Source organism: Gammaproteobacteria bacterium, from assembly GCA_022450155.1.
Lineage (GTDB): Bacteria > Pseudomonadota > Gammaproteobacteria > Arenicellales > UBA868 > REDSEA-S09-B13.
The window spans coordinates 171534-188277 of record JAKUQR010000003.1; the positions used below are offsets into that span (position 1 = coordinate 171534).

The 16744-nt window shown below is 53.4% G+C and carries 15 protein-coding genes; 6 read left to right on the forward strand and 9 right to left on the reverse strand.

The annotated features are described in order from the left end of the window. The first annotated feature begins 807 nt into the window (after positions 1-807). Both MK323_02420 and MK323_02425 read left to right on the forward strand, forming a co-directional pair. On the forward strand, positions 808-972 hold the full coding sequence (locus MK323_02420; protein MCH2481013.1) for a hypothetical protein: 165 nt from the start codon (positions 808-810) through the stop codon (positions 970-972). Positions 973-1067: 95 nt separating this feature from the next. Then, on the forward strand, positions 1068-1274 hold the full coding sequence (locus MK323_02425) for a cold shock domain-containing protein (GenBank protein MCH2481014.1): 207 nt from the start codon (positions 1068-1070) through the stop codon (positions 1272-1274). A 563-nt stretch (positions 1275-1837) separates the two neighbouring features. Here MK323_02425 and moeB read toward each other — a convergent pair. Continuing rightward, positions 1838-2593 carry a molybdopterin-synthase adenylyltransferase MoeB gene (gene moeB / locus MK323_02430; protein ID MCH2481015.1) on the reverse strand — a complete coding sequence of 252 codons (756 nt, stop codon included), beginning with the start codon at positions 2591-2593 and terminating at the stop codon, positions 1838-1840. Positions 2594-2856: 263 nt separating this feature from the next. On the opposite strand from moeB, the gene MK323_02435 reads away from it, so the two are divergent. Then, complete coding sequence (locus MK323_02435; protein MCH2481016.1) at positions 2857-3786, forward strand: 2-dehydropantoate 2-reductase; 930 nt, start codon at positions 2857-2859, stop codon at positions 3784-3786. Between the two features lie 290 nt (positions 3787-4076). Here the strand turns inward: MK323_02435 and MK323_02440 are convergent, their stop codons facing one another. The 3 genes from MK323_02440 to MK323_02450 form a co-directional block, all read right to left on the reverse strand. Then, positions 4077-5078, reverse strand: coding sequence for an NAD(P)-dependent oxidoreductase (locus tag MK323_02440; protein ID MCH2481017.1), 1002 nt, complete (start codon positions 5076-5078; stop codon positions 4077-4079). 67 nt (positions 5079-5145) lie between these two features. Then, a complete protein-coding gene (locus MK323_02445; protein MCH2481018.1) occupies positions 5146-6486 on the reverse strand; it encodes an amidohydrolase in 1341 nt (446 codons plus the stop codon). A 19-nt stretch (positions 6487-6505) separates the two neighbouring features. Next, positions 6506-6967, reverse strand: a complete 462-nt coding sequence (locus tag MK323_02450) for a GNAT family N-acetyltransferase (protein ID MCH2481019.1) — start codon at positions 6965-6967, stop codon at positions 6506-6508. A 97-nt stretch (positions 6968-7064) separates the two neighbouring features. On the opposite strand from MK323_02450, the gene MK323_02455 reads away from it, so the two are divergent. Together MK323_02455 and MK323_02460 are read left to right on the forward strand one after the other, a co-directional pair. Then, positions 7065-7946, forward strand: coding sequence for an NAD(P)-dependent oxidoreductase (locus tag MK323_02455; GenBank protein MCH2481020.1), 882 nt, complete (start codon positions 7065-7067; stop codon positions 7944-7946). 61 nt (positions 7947-8007) lie between these two features. Beyond that, positions 8008-9048, forward strand: coding sequence for a threonine aldolase family protein (locus MK323_02460; GenBank protein ID MCH2481021.1), 1041 nt, complete (start codon positions 8008-8010; stop codon positions 9046-9048). Between the two features lie 94 nt (positions 9049-9142). On the opposite strand, the gene MK323_02465 is transcribed toward MK323_02460, so the two are convergent. From MK323_02465 to MK323_02475, 3 genes are read right to left on the reverse strand one after another with little or no spacing between them, the layout of a single operon-like run. Then, entirely contained in the window at positions 9143-9769 is a 627-nt protein-coding gene (locus MK323_02465; protein MCH2481022.1) for an NUDIX domain-containing protein, read from the reverse strand. A 7-nt stretch (positions 9770-9776) separates the two neighbouring features. Further along, entirely contained in the window at positions 9777-11183 is a 1407-nt protein-coding gene (locus tag MK323_02470; GenBank protein MCH2481023.1) for an amidase, read from the reverse strand. 25 nt (positions 11184-11208) lie between these two features. Beyond that, complete coding sequence (locus MK323_02475) at positions 11209-11802, reverse strand: prolyl-tRNA synthetase associated domain-containing protein (GenBank protein MCH2481024.1); 594 nt, start codon at positions 11800-11802, stop codon at positions 11209-11211. 105 nt (positions 11803-11907) lie between these two features. Here MK323_02475 and parC point away from each other — a divergent pair, with 105 nt between their 5' ends. After that, complete coding sequence (gene parC, locus MK323_02480) at positions 11908-14202, forward strand: DNA topoisomerase IV subunit A (GenBank protein ID MCH2481025.1); 2295 nt, start codon at positions 11908-11910, stop codon at positions 14200-14202. A gap of 5 nt (positions 14203-14207) precedes the next feature. Here parC and MK323_02485 read toward each other — a convergent pair whose 3' ends face one another. After that, a complete protein-coding gene (locus MK323_02485; protein ID MCH2481026.1) occupies positions 14208-15092 on the reverse strand; it encodes a DMT family transporter in 885 nt (294 codons plus the stop codon). A gap of 68 nt (positions 15093-15160) precedes the next feature. After that, positions 15161-16537: a phosphomannomutase/phosphoglucomutase gene (locus MK323_02490; protein MCH2481027.1), complete on the reverse strand. Its 1377-nt coding sequence runs from the start codon at positions 16535-16537 to the stop codon at positions 15161-15163. Positions 16538-16744 lie beyond the last annotated feature (207 nt).

The following is a 16744-nucleotide window of genomic DNA, read 5'->3' on the forward strand; positions in this document are numbered from 1 at the left end:
TTCAAAGATCGAAAGCTGAATTTGTACACATCGACTCACCGGAGTCTTATGCCACTTCTAGGCTTTACGATCCCATCCACACAGATGATCCAAGACTAAAGGGTGGTTACTAGATACTGTTGTATCGTGACCTATTGTCCCGAATGAAACAGGGCATACAGGTGAAACACATCTACACATTCCTCTGTCTGTTCCTGCAGAAAGGTTTACAATCTTAGTGGGGTGTTGGGAATGGAGGAGAATAGACTCACTAATCCTTCTGAGGTTTAATGAAGAAGTCAACACGTTCAAAGATATTAATAATTCTATTTGACAGCCCGTGGTTGCCATTTCTTTTGACCATTGGTTTTGGATTGTTCGCCTCCGTCGCCGGGACTGGTGGATAAAGTAGAAATATGAATGCAGCACTCCCACCACAGTAATGCATCTCTAAACACTGACTCCACAATCAGTGCTTGCCATCTTTAATTTTTCCCAACCCCAAAATTTCCACCCCACCAAAATTCAGATGCTCAAAATCCCCGATGGTGAGTGGAGACGATATAACGTAATACGATAATTTGAAGATGGGGTCGGTAGGGGTCTGCCCTGTTGACGTTGTTACATCAACCCAAAACATGGGTATGAATTTCTGCGCTGGCACAATAGTGGCACAACTTGGCACAACAATCGTTTATGATGTTCGCCAGATGCTAGTGGTGGAATTGGGCTGAACCAAGCAGAAAAGGCAGTAAATGATGGTTTAGGATCTATCTGGTCCAATACAGCATGGTCACCACCTGTTTTAAATCAATATGAGGCTACCCTATGGTAAAATCCAACTACACGTTTGAAAAGCGACAAAAAGAGCTCGCTAAAAAGAAGAAGAAAGAAGAAAAACGTCTAAAGAAACTGGCTGCGACTGCCGGGAATGATCAATCTGATCGATCCCAATCAGACAACGAGACACCTAATATCGATGGTCACGTCTGATCTAGTCGTCTGAGAATTTCTCTATCCCCATTTAGAAGCGGTGACTTCAATATGGGATTCCAATTATTTCACCGAAACAAAGTAGGGTAAGTAACATGGCTAAAGGTACAGTAAAGTGGTTTAACGCAGAAAAGGGCTTCGGATTTATTGCTCCGGAAGATAGTGGTAAGGATCTGTTTGTTCATCATTCCGACATTCAGGCGGGTGGCGGATACGCAACATTGAGCGATGGTCAGGCCGTTGAATTCGAAGTCGGTCAAACCGAAAAAGGCCCATGTGCAAAGCAAGTTATTGGCGTTTAAGCTACAACGAATAATACATTGGCATAGTAGTGAAGTTTCTAGACTTACTACTCACACATCAAAGGGGTCATGTCTTCCGCAGTGACTCCTTTTTTTTGACTACACGACTACGGTAGACAAGTAGTCAGTGCGCGCTGGTCGATGGGCTGCATATAAGTGATGTGACAAGAGATGCAAAAGACCCTTTACGATTCTCTCAAGGTCATCGAGTCATAAGCTAACTCGATCCCACCACGGTAATGCATCTCTCAACACTGACTTCACAATCAGTGCTTGCCGCCTTTAATTTTTCAACCCCAAAAATTTCCCCCACCAAATTTCAGATGCTCAAATTTCCATGGTGAGTGCATACAACATAACGTAATACGAAAGATGAAAAGAGGGGTGGGTTGGTAGGTCGAGCCAGATGAGGTTTACCACACTCACGCCACAAATACCTCACCAATATTGTTGCGGTGCAGTGGAACGCAATTTTATTCTGCGCTACTCTATGTCATGAGGACTGAGAAGACAGAAGTGGGAAAAACACTGGAAAGTCGATTTTCTGACAGCCCAGTACCTTGTCAGTAAGCGGGTCGATCCTGACAGGCGGGACACTTTTCATTCCTTGGCAGCGTAATGGTCTGCCATTCCATGGCAATGCCATCCAGGATCAGCAGGCGCCCGCACAGTCCGTCGCCGGTTTCAAGGAGTACGTTAAGGGTCTCAAGCGCTTGTGTTGTTCCAACGATACCCACGATAGGGGCGATGACGCCTTCCATGGCACACGTAGCGGCTTCCATGCCGGTGTCGGGGTATAGACACTGATAGCAGGGGCTATCCGAGTTCTTGGGGATAAAGGTTGATACCTGACCTTCCCAGCGGATTGCTGCACCTGAGACGATAGGCGTTCCAGTCGCGAGGCTGACCCGATTGAGCTCGAATCGGGATGGAAAGTTGTCGGTACAGTCTACTACCACGTTGGCCTGCTTGACCTGTTTAGTCAGTTCTTCATCGTCGAGTTCATAATTCAGTGCATCGATCGAGACTGCCGGGTTAAGACGTAACAGGGTGTCACGAGCAGAAGCCGCTTTGAGTTCATTGATCGATGCCTGGGTATGGACGATCTGTCGCTGCAGGTTCGACTCATCGACCCGGTCATAATCACTGATAACCAGGTGTCCAACGCCGGCTGCTGCCAGATACATGGCAACCGGGGAGCCCAGTCCACCCATGCCAATAATCAGAACCCGCGCATCCAGCAACTGCTGCTGCCCGGTTTCTCCCACTTGTGGGAGCTTGATCTGCCTGCTGTATCGTTCGATCTGGTCAGATAGCATGAGAGATGCTTAAAAGCCACTCCAGTTGTTCTTGCTGGTTCAATTGTGCCTTGGCGGGGCCTTCCCGGGAAAGCCCTAAATTGTAAGCATCTGCTGTAGAAATCGAAGTCTATGAGTCAAGAGCTGAAAGATCTGACTGAATTCTGGGGCTATCATGAACGGCGTATTGAGATCGAATAACATCGTGGTTGGTTTAGCGGCAGCCGAAATGGGCGAAGAAACGGGTATGATTCCAGAACAATACCTATAACGAGGGCAGATTAATGCGGTTTGCGGTCTTTGGAGCCGGTGGGCTTGGCGCCTATTACGGTGCGCGTCTGGTAGACGCGGGCTACGAGGTGTCATTCATTGCCCGGGGCCCGCACCTTGAAGCTATGCAGAAAAACGGGCTCAAGGTGATCAGCCCAGTCGGTGATGTGCACCTGGAAAAACCACAGGTCACAGATCAGCCTGCTGAAATTGGTGAAGTCGATGTGGTGATCATTGCCGTCAAGAGCTGGCACATCGCCGAAATCATTCCTGTTCTGGGGTCCCTGCTGGGCGACGCGACAGTGATGCTGCCTTTTCTGAATGGTGTTGATGCGCCTGATCAATTAGCGGGTGCTTTTGGTGAGGGCTGCGTACTGGGCGGTCTGTCTCGAATATTCAGTGAGATCGAATCGCCGGGGGTCGTTCGGCATCTGAACCCGGGAGCCTACATTGAGTGCGGTGAGCTCAATGGTGAAAGGTCTACCCGGGTAGAGGCATTGACCGATGTATTCCGGGCAGCCGGGATCGAGACCGAAATCAGCGACAACATCCGCTCTGCGCTCTGGCAGAAACTGCTGTTAGTCAGTTCCTGGGCCGGGCTGGGAGCACTGTCGCAGAGCAGTCTGGGTAGGGTGTGCGATCAGCCTGAACTCAGATCGTTGGTTGACCGTGCCATGGACGAGGGTATTAATGTCGGACGGGCGCTGGGATATCCGCTGCCAGAGGATCTCAAACAGCGGATGTGGGACTTTTATCACAGCGTACCGCACGACACCACGGCATCGATGATGCGCGATCTGTTGGCGGGAAGACCCTCTGAACTGGATGCCTGGAACGGTGCAATCGTTCGTTTCGGCCAGCAGCTGGACGTGCCGACACCCGTACACCAGTTTACCTACCATGTGCTGCTGCCGATGGAGCGTCGCGCGCGTGAACAGCTTTAGAGATAACGTCAGGTCTGATCTTAGGTAGGATCCGCCCGGTTTATGCGGAATGAGTCCGACCAAATCGGTTTGGCGAATGCCTCGTGTGCTGTTGTCCCTGACTTTTTAGTGCCCGTGTTCTAAGGCACCTTTTAACAAGACTTAAAGGGAGCCGAGGCTGTCATTAAGCAGGTCAAATTACCGGTGCCGCACGACCGCTTTTCACCGGCAGATCGTGACCGTCTCTACCTGGACGCAATGATGCGCGTGCTGGACCGAGAACTCCCAGGTTACGCCAGTTAATCTGTTGTTTACCGGACCCAGAAATCCGGGTTTGCGGTCAGCCACTGTTCAAAATCAGCAAACATGATGTCGATGTTGTGCGGCAGAGTGTAGGCCAGGTCATCGCGTAGCCTCCCCGGGTCCAGAGGGGGTCGGTCAGTCGTTGAGTAAAGATCGATAGTCGGTGTGTCGTCTGCCTCTGCCAACCGGTAACTGAAGTTGGGAAAATACCGGGCGAGTCTTTTACACCAGTCAACCGTCCCCCAGGTTCGGCCCGCGGTAATGTTATACAAATCATATTTAGGATTCTGATGCGACATGAGCGCGAGGAGGGCATCGGCCACGTCGCGGCTGTAGGTCCAGTCCCGAGATTCATGCCGCCCAAGAATTGCTGATTCACCGCGCTGGGCCGCGACCGAGGCCTGCATGGGGGCACTGAGTGTGTCGCGAAACCCGGTGTCCCGTTCCCAGGGTCCGAATATCGAACTCAAGCGTACACTCAACGCATCAAGGCCCGTCAGTGCCGCGATTCGACGGGTCGTAATTTCAGTCGCAAACTTGCTCAGAGCGTAAAGCGAGACGGGTCGTTCGCGGGTGTGTTCTTCGCGGAGTGTGGGAGGCCAGTCAGGTTCATCCTCGTCCGGTAGTCCGTAGGCTGAACCGGAACTGAGGTTGATCAGACGTCGGATGCCGGTTTTTGCGGCCAGCCTTGCCACGGTTGCGAGGCCCACCAGGTTTACCGACAAAACGCTCTCGGGTGTGTCACGCTCGCGGTCAGGACCTGAAGTCACAGCAGCACCGTAGAAAACCTGGTCTATACGCTGTTCTGTCAATGTACTGGCCAGTGCCGCACTGTCGATCACGCTTTCCTGGATATGACGCCAGGAACCGGGGAGTTCATCGAAGGTACGTTGTGCAGCACCAGGCACTGCCCCTGGATCATAAATGACCACGTGCTCACCACTGCGCAAAACAGCCTCGGCCAGGTTCAAGCCAATAAAACCGGCGCCACCTGCGATAAGTGTATTCATTGGGGTCGGAGTAACACGCCCGCTTCAGCGGGTTTCGGTCAGGTCTTTTCCTGATGTCGTTGGCTGGTTATTCATGTATCAGGCCGTCTGGTGTGTAACGCGTTGTTTTCATGAGGTTGCGATTGAATTCCAGATACTCCGATTTGGACAACTTGGGCCGCTGTCCGGCCAGAATTTCCTGTGCCTGCCGCCCTTCGTTACAGAGAAGGTCGATCGTGGTCATTGCCAGCAGTTTGGCCATGTTGATGTAGACCGCCTCTTTGTCTGTCATCAGATAATCGTTGCCGTGACCGTTGCCTGTGGCGCCGAATATATAGGGGTGAGTCACGGGCATGATATGACCGAGATCGCCCATGTCAGTAGACCCGGTGCGATGATCTTCGATATAGAATTGATCTTCGCCGTAGAGAGATTTCACATTCTCCCCCCACAGTTCACTCATGGTGCGATTATTGGTTTGGGGCAGGTAGCCCGCTGTGGTCTCGATTTCAACGGTAGTGCCAATGGCAAGCGACGCGCCACGGACTGCACGATCGACTTTATTGTTCGCGTCGACAATACCTTCTAGTGTTCTGCCTCGAACAAATGTCTCGATAACCACTTCCGCCGGTACAGCACTGACTGCATCCCCGCCATGGGTGATGATGGGGTGGATGCGAATTGTGTCTTCGTCATAAAACGTCTCGCGCAGTAACGCGATCGCCGTCATTGCCAGATTGGCCGCATTAAGGGCGTTGATGCCGGCTTGCGGTCGCGCACCGGCGTGGCTCGCTTTGCCCAGGAAGCGGATTTTCTTGACCACAGCGCCGTTGGAAGAGTTTGCCACGTGAGAGGCGATGTGATCGTTTTTGGTATGACACATCAGAGCCATGTCCACATCATCGAAATGACCCCTGCGGATAAACTCGGCCTTGCCGGTCAGGAACTCGATGTGGTTCTGCTCTCGAAGGTCCATACGGTAGCCTACCTCGATTAACTCTTCGGCGGGAACAGCCATAAATGCGACGGCGCCACTGAGCTGGCTGCAGATGTTTGAGTTGACAAGGCCCATCGCCGCCCCCAGCATGCCAGCAATCTGAGCATTGTGTCCACAAGCGTGGGCGGCACCTGTGTTGGCATCAGCAAATGGGTGATCGGGAATCCTGAGACTGTCCAGTTCGCCGATCAGTGCAAGCGTCGGTCCCGCCGTGCCGCCTGCGATCTGTGCCTTGACCCCGGTAATGGCGAGTTCGGTCTGGGTTTCAAGACCGAGGCCTTTCAGCGCATCGGCGACCAGTTGTTCGGTTTTGATTTCCCGGAAACCGGTTTCCGGATTTCGAAGGATAGTTTCGCCAATCGCGATGATGTCATCCCGTCGGGCATCGATTTGCGCACAGGCCTGGGTCTTGAGTTCCGCAGCTTTAGTCATGAGTCTGAGTATTCGTTATTCATAAGGGTGCTTCAAATAACCGGTAGCGTGTTTCTGACATGCCCATTTCGCGATATACTGACTGTGCGCCTGAGTTGTCTTTTTCCACATAAAGGCGAATGCCGCAAACGTTGTCCTCACTTTGCGCAAGGCCACAAACATGCTCATAAAGTGTGCGGAATACACCGCGACGACGTTGTGGTTTGATGACATAGACACTTTGTATCCACCACCACAGACCGTCTCGCCAGTCACTCCACTCCGTTGTGATCATCAGCGAACCGACGACTGCATCGTCGCATTCCGCGACAAGATAAAATCCATGTTCGCCTTGGTGGAAAATCCGTGAAACACCCGCGAGTACTGTGGGCCGATCCAGCGGGTGATCCTCGGTTTCCAGCGCCATAGCAATGTTAAACTCGACCAGCGTCGGTGCGTCGGCCGTCGTGGCTGGACGTACGGTAATCCTGGGTGACTTCACCGTTGTGAGATTCCTTTTAGTGTTGGGTTACTGGAGTGATTAACACTAGATATATCATAATTGACAGTCGAGACAGGTAATCTTTGGGGCAAATGGAATGAATGAATCGGTCAAAAACGTGTCGTTTATCGGACTTGGTGTGATGGGCTATCCGATGGCAGGGCACCTCTCAAAGGGGGGTTACAGTGTTCGGGTTTACAACCGCAGCAAAGATAAGGCAAACAAATGGGTTGAGGAACACGGTGGTGCCCAGGCGGATACGCCAGCCGAAGTTGCCAACGGAGCGGACATCGTTTTTGCCTGCGTTGGTAATGACGATGACATTCGTTCGGTGACCATCGGGTCGGACGGCGCTTATTCGGGCATGGCAGCCGGTGCTTGCTTCGTTGATCACACAACAGCTTCGGCTGAGGTGGCGCGGGCACTGTCAGCCCAGGCTGATGATCTTGGATTCAGTTTCCTCGACGCGCCGGTGTCCGGTGGTCAGGCCGGTGCAGAGAACGGTATCCTGACTGTCATGGTTGGCGGTGAGCCCGGTCCATTCGAACGCGTAAAACCGGTGATTGACAGTTATGCCCGTGCCTGTCAGCTGATGGGCCCGGTCGGAAATGGACAGCTCACAAAGATGGTCAACCAGATTGCGATTGCCGGGCTCGTACAGGGCCTGTCTGAAGCAGTAAACTTTGCCGACAAGGCCGGGTTGGATGTTAAACAGGTGCTCGATGTGATCTCAAAAGGCGCGGCCCAGTCGTGGCAGATGGAAAACCGGGGCGTGACGATGTACGAGGATAAGTTCGAGTTTGGGTTTGCAGTGGATTGGATGCGAAAAGATCTTGGCCTGTGTTTGGCCGAGTCAGATCGCAATGGTGCGCTGTTACCGGCCACTGCATTGGTCAACCAGTTTTATGCCTCAGTCAAGGCGCGTGGGGGCGGCCGCTGGGATACCTCGAGTCTGATACGCCTGCTCCGCCAAACCTGATACCATGTATTGCCCTTCAATTTTCTGCAGGTTCGCGCCGGATCGGTTGCTGGAGTAAGCCATGAAAGCCGTCAGAATTAACCTTTTTAGCGATACACAGTCCCAACCCACCCCGGCGATGCGCGAGGCCATGGCATCAGCAGAGGTCGGTGATGAGCAGCACCGACTGGATCCGAGTGTCAACAAGCTTTGCCGGGAAGTCACAGAACTTCTGGGCAAGGAAGATGCCCTGTTCCTGCCATCCGGCACGATGTGTAACCAGATTTCATTGGCGGTTCACTGTGGGGCGGGGGATGAAATCATTGCAGATCGGTCTGCACACATCATCAATTATGAAGCCGGTGGTCCGGCTGTACTTTCACGGTCCCTCGTTCGTACGCTCGATGGTGATAGCGGTGTCTTTAATGCGGAAGACGTTCAGAAAGCGATTCGTAACGGTTCCTATCATGAGCCCAGGTCCCGTCTGGTCGTTGTGGAACAGACATCGAACCGAGGTGGCGGCGCCATCTGGCCATTGGCGACGCTTCAGGAGGTTGCGGCTGTCGCGCGCGAACAAGGTCTGAACCTGCACATGGACGGTGCGCGGCTGATGAATGCTGTCGTCGCCTCCGGCGTCCCGGCAGCGGATTTTGCAGCCACTGTTGATTCGCTGTGGCTCGATCTGAGTAAAGGTCTCGGCTGCCCGGTCGGGGCGGTGTTGGCGGGTACTCATGAATTTATCGATGAGGCATGGCGCTGGAAACATCGCGTGGGTGGCGCGATGCGGCAGGCCGGGATTATCGCGGCTGCCGGCAGCTGGGCACTGGCAAATCATGTTGAACGCCTGGCCGAAGATCATGACAATGCCCGGCAATTTGCCCAGCGCATATCAGCTATTCCCGGTGTTCAGCTGGTCAACGAGGACGTGCAGACCAATCTCGTCTTCTTCGATGTTTCAGGGTCACGGTTGTCTGCCCAGGACATCTCTGTCCGCTTGCGCGAACAGGGGGTATGGATCGGTGCAATCGACAGCAAAAGAATGAGGGGAGTCACGCACCTCGATGTCAACCGGGATGATGTGGATGAGGCTGCTGACAGACTGGCCGAGGTGATCAACGGATAGCGGTTTTTGCTGAGTACTGCAGCCTGACCCAGGGCAGCTCCGACAATATCGTGACGTGTACCGGCCGACTCAAGTTGGCGGGTAGTGGGAGCGGTTAGCTGCTCCAGTTTTCGCGCAGTCTTTCGTGGTTCAGGGCCAGCCACTGCAGTGCGACCAGGGTCTTGGCGTTACAGATGCTGCCGTCTTCCAGCAGGGCAAGCGCGTCTGCCAAAGGCCAACACTCGGCTTTGATGTTTTCACCTTCTTCAGCAAGGCCGTGATAGCCGCCGACTGTGGACGCGTCAGTACGCCCACAGAACAGGTTGATCAATTCTGAACTGCCGCCGGGTGTACTGAAGAAACGCCCGATCAACTCCAGTTCTGTGATAACGCATCCTGCCTCCTCCTGGGCCTCACGGATGGCCACGTCACCGGCTGTCTCACCGGTCTCCATGACACCGGCAACGCATTCGAGCAGCCAGGGGTGAGGCCATGATCCAGCCCAGGCGCCGACTCGAAACTGTTCGACCAGGACGATTTCTTGGCGATTCGGGTCATATGGCAGCACAGCAGAAATTTCTTTCCGGTGCATGACTTCACGATCCAGCACTTTACTCCAGCCACCCTGGTAGTGTTCGTGTGAGAGTTTGTAGCGGTCCACCTTGAGGTAACCACTGTAGACCGTGCTATGGTCCTGCACTCGAATCCCCAGCGGCGGCCTTTTCCGATCTTCTTCAGACATGGATGTTTTACAGTGGGGGGATCGCAGGCGTGCCCAGCCTGTCTTTCGAGGTCCCAATCACTTTTTCGATACAAAGTGCGATGGCAAGCAGTTTTTCTTCTGCACCGTGGCGTGCCATGATCTGCAACCCAACAGGCAGGCCTGCTGTATCCAGTCCGACAGGTAATGTCAGAGAACACAAGCCCAGTGTGTTGCCGGAACAGGTATTGCGCAGCGACATCAGGTTAAGCGGGCGGTAACGATCGACCTGTTGAACATCATCGAGCTTTGGCGGGGTGATAGGTACCGTCGGGCTCACGATAACGTCGTTGGATTCAAATCTGGCATTTGCACTGAGCTGCAGCTGGTTGATATGCCGACGGCGCTTCAGGTATTCCGTTGCCGACATGGAAGCACCACCAAGGATTCGCTGAGACACGAGGGGGTCCAGCATCTCGAGCCACTCAGGCATTTCGGAGGAAAGGAACTCGTGGATTTCGGCCGCAGTCACGTTGCCGGCCTTGAGCAGTTCAATGGCATCGCCGACTTCAGGTAAGCGGGCATCGGTAACACGAACCCCTTTCTGACTGAGTTCGTCCAGAGCGGTCTCTACTGATTCAACAATCCCGGAATCGCATTCCTCCCACAGTACGGATTCCCCCCGACCAATTACAAAATCGCCGGTTGTGCAGTGACTCGCCTGATCGACAAATTTCAGTGCTCGTCCTTGGTGTTCAGGGTCCATCGCTGCAAAGCTAAATACCGCATCTGCAACTGTCCGTGTCAGAATGCCGGCGGTATCAAGGGTCGGACTCAGCGGGAAAATACCCTCCAGTGACCATCGTCCAAAGCTGGTTTTGAGCCCGACGTTGCCAGTCATGCTGGCCGGTATCCGAACCGATCCTGCAGTGTCTGATCCCAGTGCAAGCAGCGCGGTGCCTTCCTGCAGGCTGACACCCGCGCCGCTGCTTGAGCCGCCCGGTACGCGGTATGCTGTTGAATCCCACGGATTTCTTGGCGTTCCCCAGTGGTTGTTAACCCCTAAGCCACCAAAAGCGAATTCAACCGTATGGGTTTTCCCGATAAAGACAGCTTGTTGCTCGTCAAGACCTGTGATAACCGGTCCTTGTGCCATCAAGGTGTCCGGAATGGAAACCGGCGAGCCGGCAAAGGTCTGCAGACCGTCGACGTTGTAGAGATCCTTGACGGACACGGGTATGCCCTGGAGAAGCCCGTGGTCTTCGCCGGCGGAAAATGAGGCATCTGCCCTGGCAGCTGCGCTGCGGGCATCCTGCGGCTGCCAGTATTTATAGGCACCAAGCGTGCTGTTGTGTTTTGCGATGGCCTGTTCAGTAAGGTCTCCTGCCGTCAGGTTTCCGTTGCGAAAAGCGGTGTAGAGCTCAAACAAAGACAGGTGCAATGGGTTGTTGACCACGTTTCCTTGCTCCTCAGCGATGCGTTTATGTGGACTGTTCTGCGGTGCTGAAACAGCGGACACCACCAAATGAGTCAAACTCAAGCCGGGTCGGTTTGTGCCCAGTATATTCTGCAAACTGTATCAGATCTTTCACAGATATCGTGATGGTATGGTGATTGTCCAGTGGATGCAGATGGATCACTTCGTGATCAAGCAACGAGCTATCTATAGCGAACTGGACCGCATTTCCAGGGTCATTGATCAGTGCCAGCGGTGAGACAGCACCTGGCGATACACCGAGATACCGGCCCAGTCTGTCTTCGGATGCGAAAGAAAATCGACCGTTTGAACCCGTGTAGCCCATCGCTGCGGCGAGGGCCTTGAGGTCAATTTGGCGGTCTTCATTGCAGGTGATGAGCCACATGGCGCCTTTCTTGTTGCGCATAAACAGATTCTTGGTATAACTGCCGTGAGGGTCGGTTTCACGCAGGCTTTTGCTCTGGGCCACCGTAAACATGGCGTCATGACTGACCGTCTTGTGCTCGATTTTCAGCTCTGAAAGAAATTCAAGCAGAGCGGTATGGGAGTATGGTCTGGAGCCATCATCAAGCATCATCGATCTGTGATTGATATTCATTGCCGTGAGATCTGAACCAAAAAGTAGGGCGCTATAATGGCCAGGTGATGGTTGACTGTATGCGTAGCCTCGATTCTGCCACAGACACTGGAGTTTTCTTGCACGATGCCTCAACGAACCACCCGCAGTTCATCAAAGCACAAGCCGCGTAAACCGGTTCCGACCGCGCGAGATCTCGAACAAGTCTTGCTGTCGGACTTCACGGAACGCTCATACCTCAACTATTCGATGTATGTGATCCTGGATAGGGCCTTACCGCGTTTGTCCGATGGCTTAAAACCCGTTCAACGCAGAATCATTTATGCGATGTCTGAATTGGGCCTTAATGCCAGCAATAAATACAAGAAGTCCGCAAGAACCGTGGGCGATGTACTCGGTAAATTTCACCCGCACGGCGATGCCGCATGTTATGAGGCGATGGTGCTGATGGCTCAGTCGTTCAGTTTCCGCTATCCCCTGATTGATGGGCAGGGAAACTGGGGTTCACAGGATGATCCAAAGTCCTTTGCTGCAATGCGCTATACCGAGGCCAGGTTGTCACGGTTTGCCGATGTGCTGCTGTCTGAACTTGGCCAGGGCACGGTCGACTGGGGGCCAAACTTTGATGGCACGCTGTCAGAACCGAGAAACCTGCCATCGAGGTTGCCGACCATTCTGATCAATGGTGCTTCCGGAATTGCAGTGGGTATGGCAACCGATATCCTGCCACACAATATTCGCGAGGTTGTGTCCGCGTGCGTACGTTTGCTCGAAAACAGCCAGGTCAGTATCGAAGGGCTGACAGAGCATATTCGAGGACCGGACTTTCCGACCGAAGCAGAGATCATCACACCCGCCGAGGAAGTGCTTGAGATCTATAAAACTGGCACAGGATCTATTCGCCAACGAGCCGTGTGGGTGGGGGAAGAAGGTAATATCATTGTGACTGCGCTTCCTTATCAGGTGTCGGGAGAACGAATAGTCGAACAGGTTGCCGCTCAGATGTCGGCTAAAAAACTCCCTATGGTAGACGACATTCGTGATGAATCAGATCATAAAAATCCGACCCGTCTGGTGATTGAGCCGCGGTCGAACAGAGTCGATCATTCAACGTTGATGGCACATCTGTTTGCGACGACTTCGCTGGAACAGAGTCACCGTGTCAACATGAATATTATCGGCCTTGATGGGAGACCTAGGGTCTACGATCTTAAGAAGTTGTTGCGTGAGTGGCTGGATTTTCGGTTGGCCACTGTCAAACGCCGACTTCAGTTTCGTTTAGACCGGGTTGTCAAACGATTGCATATTCTTGAAGGGCTGCTCATAGCGTTTCTGAATCTGGACACGGTCATAAAGATCATACGCAAAGAAGACAAACCAAAGCCTGTGCTGATGCGGCGCTTCAAACTATCCGACGATCAGGCAGATGCCATTCTCGATCTTCGCCTGCGCCAGCTCGCTCGGCTAGAAGAGATCAAGATCAAAGGAGAAGAAGAAGAACTCGGGCGTGAAAATGCTGACTTACAGAAGATTCTTAAGTCCCGGGACAAGCTGAAACGGGTTGTCCGGGATGAACTGCTGGCAGATGCAGAAGAATTCGGAGATGAGCGCCGCTCACCTTTGGTGCAGCGAGAAGCTGCCCGGGCGCTGAGTGAAACAGATCTGATCCCATCAGAACCAATCACGGTCGTTCTTTCCGAAAAAGGATGGATTCGTGCTGCCAAGGGTGTGGATATCAATCCGCGAGAGTTGAATTATCGTGGTGATGATGGATACCTTCATTTTGCTGTAGGGCGCAGCAATCAGATTCTTCTCTCGATAGACTCGACAGGCAGAACCTATACCATGCCGGCACACACGCTGCCATCGGCCCGCGGGATGGGCGAACCGGTCAGCAAGCAGTTGAAGCCTCCACAGGGTGCGACGTTCAAAGGCGTCATGATCGGCTCTCCTGAGACACAGTATTTGCTGGCGACTGATTCTGGCTATGGATTCGTGGCGTCGCTTGGAGAAATGGTAAGCCGCAATAAATCAGGCAAAGCTGTACTGCGCGCCCGCGATGCGGGTGTCCTGTCTCCTCAACTGGTATATGATTATGAGGATGACTGGCTCGCAGCCGTGACCAGTGCGGGCAGGCTGCTGGTATTTGCGTTGGCTGATCTGCCAGTGATGGCCAAGGGTAAGGGTGTCAAGATCATCAATGTCCCAATTGCCCGTTACAAATCGGGTGAAGAGCGGCTGGTTGCTGTAGCCGTATTCCGTGAAGGCGACAGGTTACGGTTGTACAGTGGCAAGCAGCATATGAAGCTAAAACCGGCCGACATTGACCTTTACCTGGGAACCAGGGCACAGCGTGGCGGAAATCTGCCGCGAGGTTATCGCCAACCTACCGCGCTGGAAATCGATCGAGGAGACGTCTGAGACGGTCAGTTCTGTTTGCCGTGTTCTGACACGAGAACAACCAGACCGCTGCCGACCACCAGCAAAGCACCTGCGATTACTGCGGTTGTCGGCAGGTCGTGAAAAATAACCCAGCCGTAAAAAGCAGCCCAGCCCAGTGTGCTGTATTCCAGAGCACCGACGAGGTAAACCGGTGCATACTTGAAACCGTTGGTCAGAGAGTACTGACCGCCGAGGCCGATCAGACCCAGCAGGAGCATTAATGCAAAATCGTTGGCCGATGGTGGAATCCACAGGAAGGGTGCCGCCAAGGCTGAAACAACCAGTATCAGTGCTGAGCCTGTCAGTAGCATTAATTCGGTAGATTCTGAGACCGACATGCGGCGGGTTTGTACACCGAGCGCCGCAAACATCAAGCAACCGAACAGTGCTGCGCTAGCGCCTAACCAGTCGACCTCACTGCCGCTGGGCTGCACGATAAATATGACACCGATAAATCCGGTAATGACAGCCAGTATTTGCCGTCCGTTGGGGTGTTCTGCAAGTACGAGACCCGACAGCAGTGTCAGAAAAATCGGGTAGGCGGCAACGATCGATACCGCGTCGACCAATGGCATTCTTGAGAGGGCAAAGTAGTAGCTCAAGAACGCGACCAGATTAAAGAACGCGCGCAGTATGTGCGCCGCCGGCTTCGTGGTAGTCAATCCTTGCCAGCCATATCGAGCGCGAACGGCGAGAAACATTAGGGGCACGCTGAGGGCGCTGCGGATCAACAGCAGCTGTAACAGCGTATAGTTGTCAGACAGCCATTTGATCAGCGCATCCTGGGTCGAAAAGAGCAGGCTGGCCAGCAGCGCAAACAGTGCACCACGCCAGTGGCGATGGTCGGGTCTTGAGTGAAGTCCAGCCACTGTTTACTGGCACCTGTTGTGGTGACTGCACTGCAGGCAGCGGTCGCCAGCGAGTCGGCTGTACACCGCTAAAAGGGCAGTTTTAGTTCAGGCCGAAGTGCCAGAAGTTGGGTGCGGAATTGTTCCTGGATCTCGGTCAGCTGTTGTCGGTTGTCAGCTTCAAATCGCAGAATCACTGTGGGCGTGGTGTTAGAGGCTCTGACGAGGCCGAAACCGGTCTCAAAGTCCACACGTATGCCGTCAATGGTGCAGATCTCTCCGGTTGGAAACCGCGCGTTCCTGACAAATTGCTCGACCAGTGCGTGGTGTTCTCCTTCTTCCATTTCAAGGCGTAATTCGGGCGTACTGACGAGCTCCGGGATGCTGTTGAATACCGCTGTGGGGGTTTGATTCTGTGCAGACAGTAGCTCACACAGTCGGGCTGCGACATAGACGCCGTCATCGAATCCATACCAGCGTTCCTTGAAAAAGATATGTCCGCTCATTTCACCCGCAAGTGCTGCACCAGATTCTTTGAGCTTTGCTTTGATAAATGAATGTCCGGTTTTCCACATGGTAGGCAGTCCACCGGCTTGTCGGATCGCATCAGGCAGAACCCTGGAACATTTCACATCGTAGATGATTTCAGCACCGGGATTTCGGGACAGAACATCACGGGCAAACAGCAGCAGTTGGCGATCGGCAAAAATAATATCACCGGTGGCTGACACGACGCCCAGCCGGTCGCCATCTCCGTCCAGAGCCATACCGAAATCTGCCTTTGTTGTGATAACTGTCTCAATCAGGTCATTGAGGTTTTCGAGTTGGCTGGGATCCGGGTGGTGATTGGGAAACGTACCGTCTACTTCAGAGAAAAGTTCGGTGACATCGCACCCGATTTCGCGTAACAACCGGGGTGCGATAATGCCCGCGACACCATTACCACAATCAAGGACTACCTTGAGCGGGCGTTTGAGTGTGATATCACCGGTGATTCGTGCAGCGTAAGCTTCAATGACTGATTCCCGATGATGGGTGCCGTTTCCACTGAGCAGGTTTTGCCCCTCTATACGTTTACGCAACATTTGAATCCGGTCGCCGGCCAAGGTTTCGCCGGCGATCATGACTTTCAGGCCGTTGTATTCGGGCGGGTTATGACTTCCGGTGATGGAAACAGCGGAACCTGTCTCCAGATGGTGCGTTGCGAAGTAAGTTACGGGTGTAGGGACCATGCCGATATCAATCACGTCGCAGCCGGTAGAGCGAATACCCGCCGACAGCGCGGTTGCCAGTGACGGACCGGACAGGCGGCCATCACGGCCGATCACAACGCTGTGATCACCCGCCAGCATGGCCTCAGTGCCAATGGCCTGGCCGATCCGTTCGGTGACAGTTTCTGTCAGAGATTTGTCGACAATGCCGCGTATATCGTAGGCTTTGAAAATCTCTTGGGGCAGTTTCGTCATAGGCAGAACAACTGTGGCATCAATTGGCGCCACGCAGTCTAAATCACGATGAGGTGAATGGGGCGTTTATATCACAATGATCTGGTGGAAACCTTGAATCTAGAGTTGTTTGTTTGTGCGGTTCGCACAATCGTTTTTCAGCACAGGAAATTCAGGGTGAGCACTACGACCGGTGGATCCTGTTATGGTTGCGATGGGATATGGCAA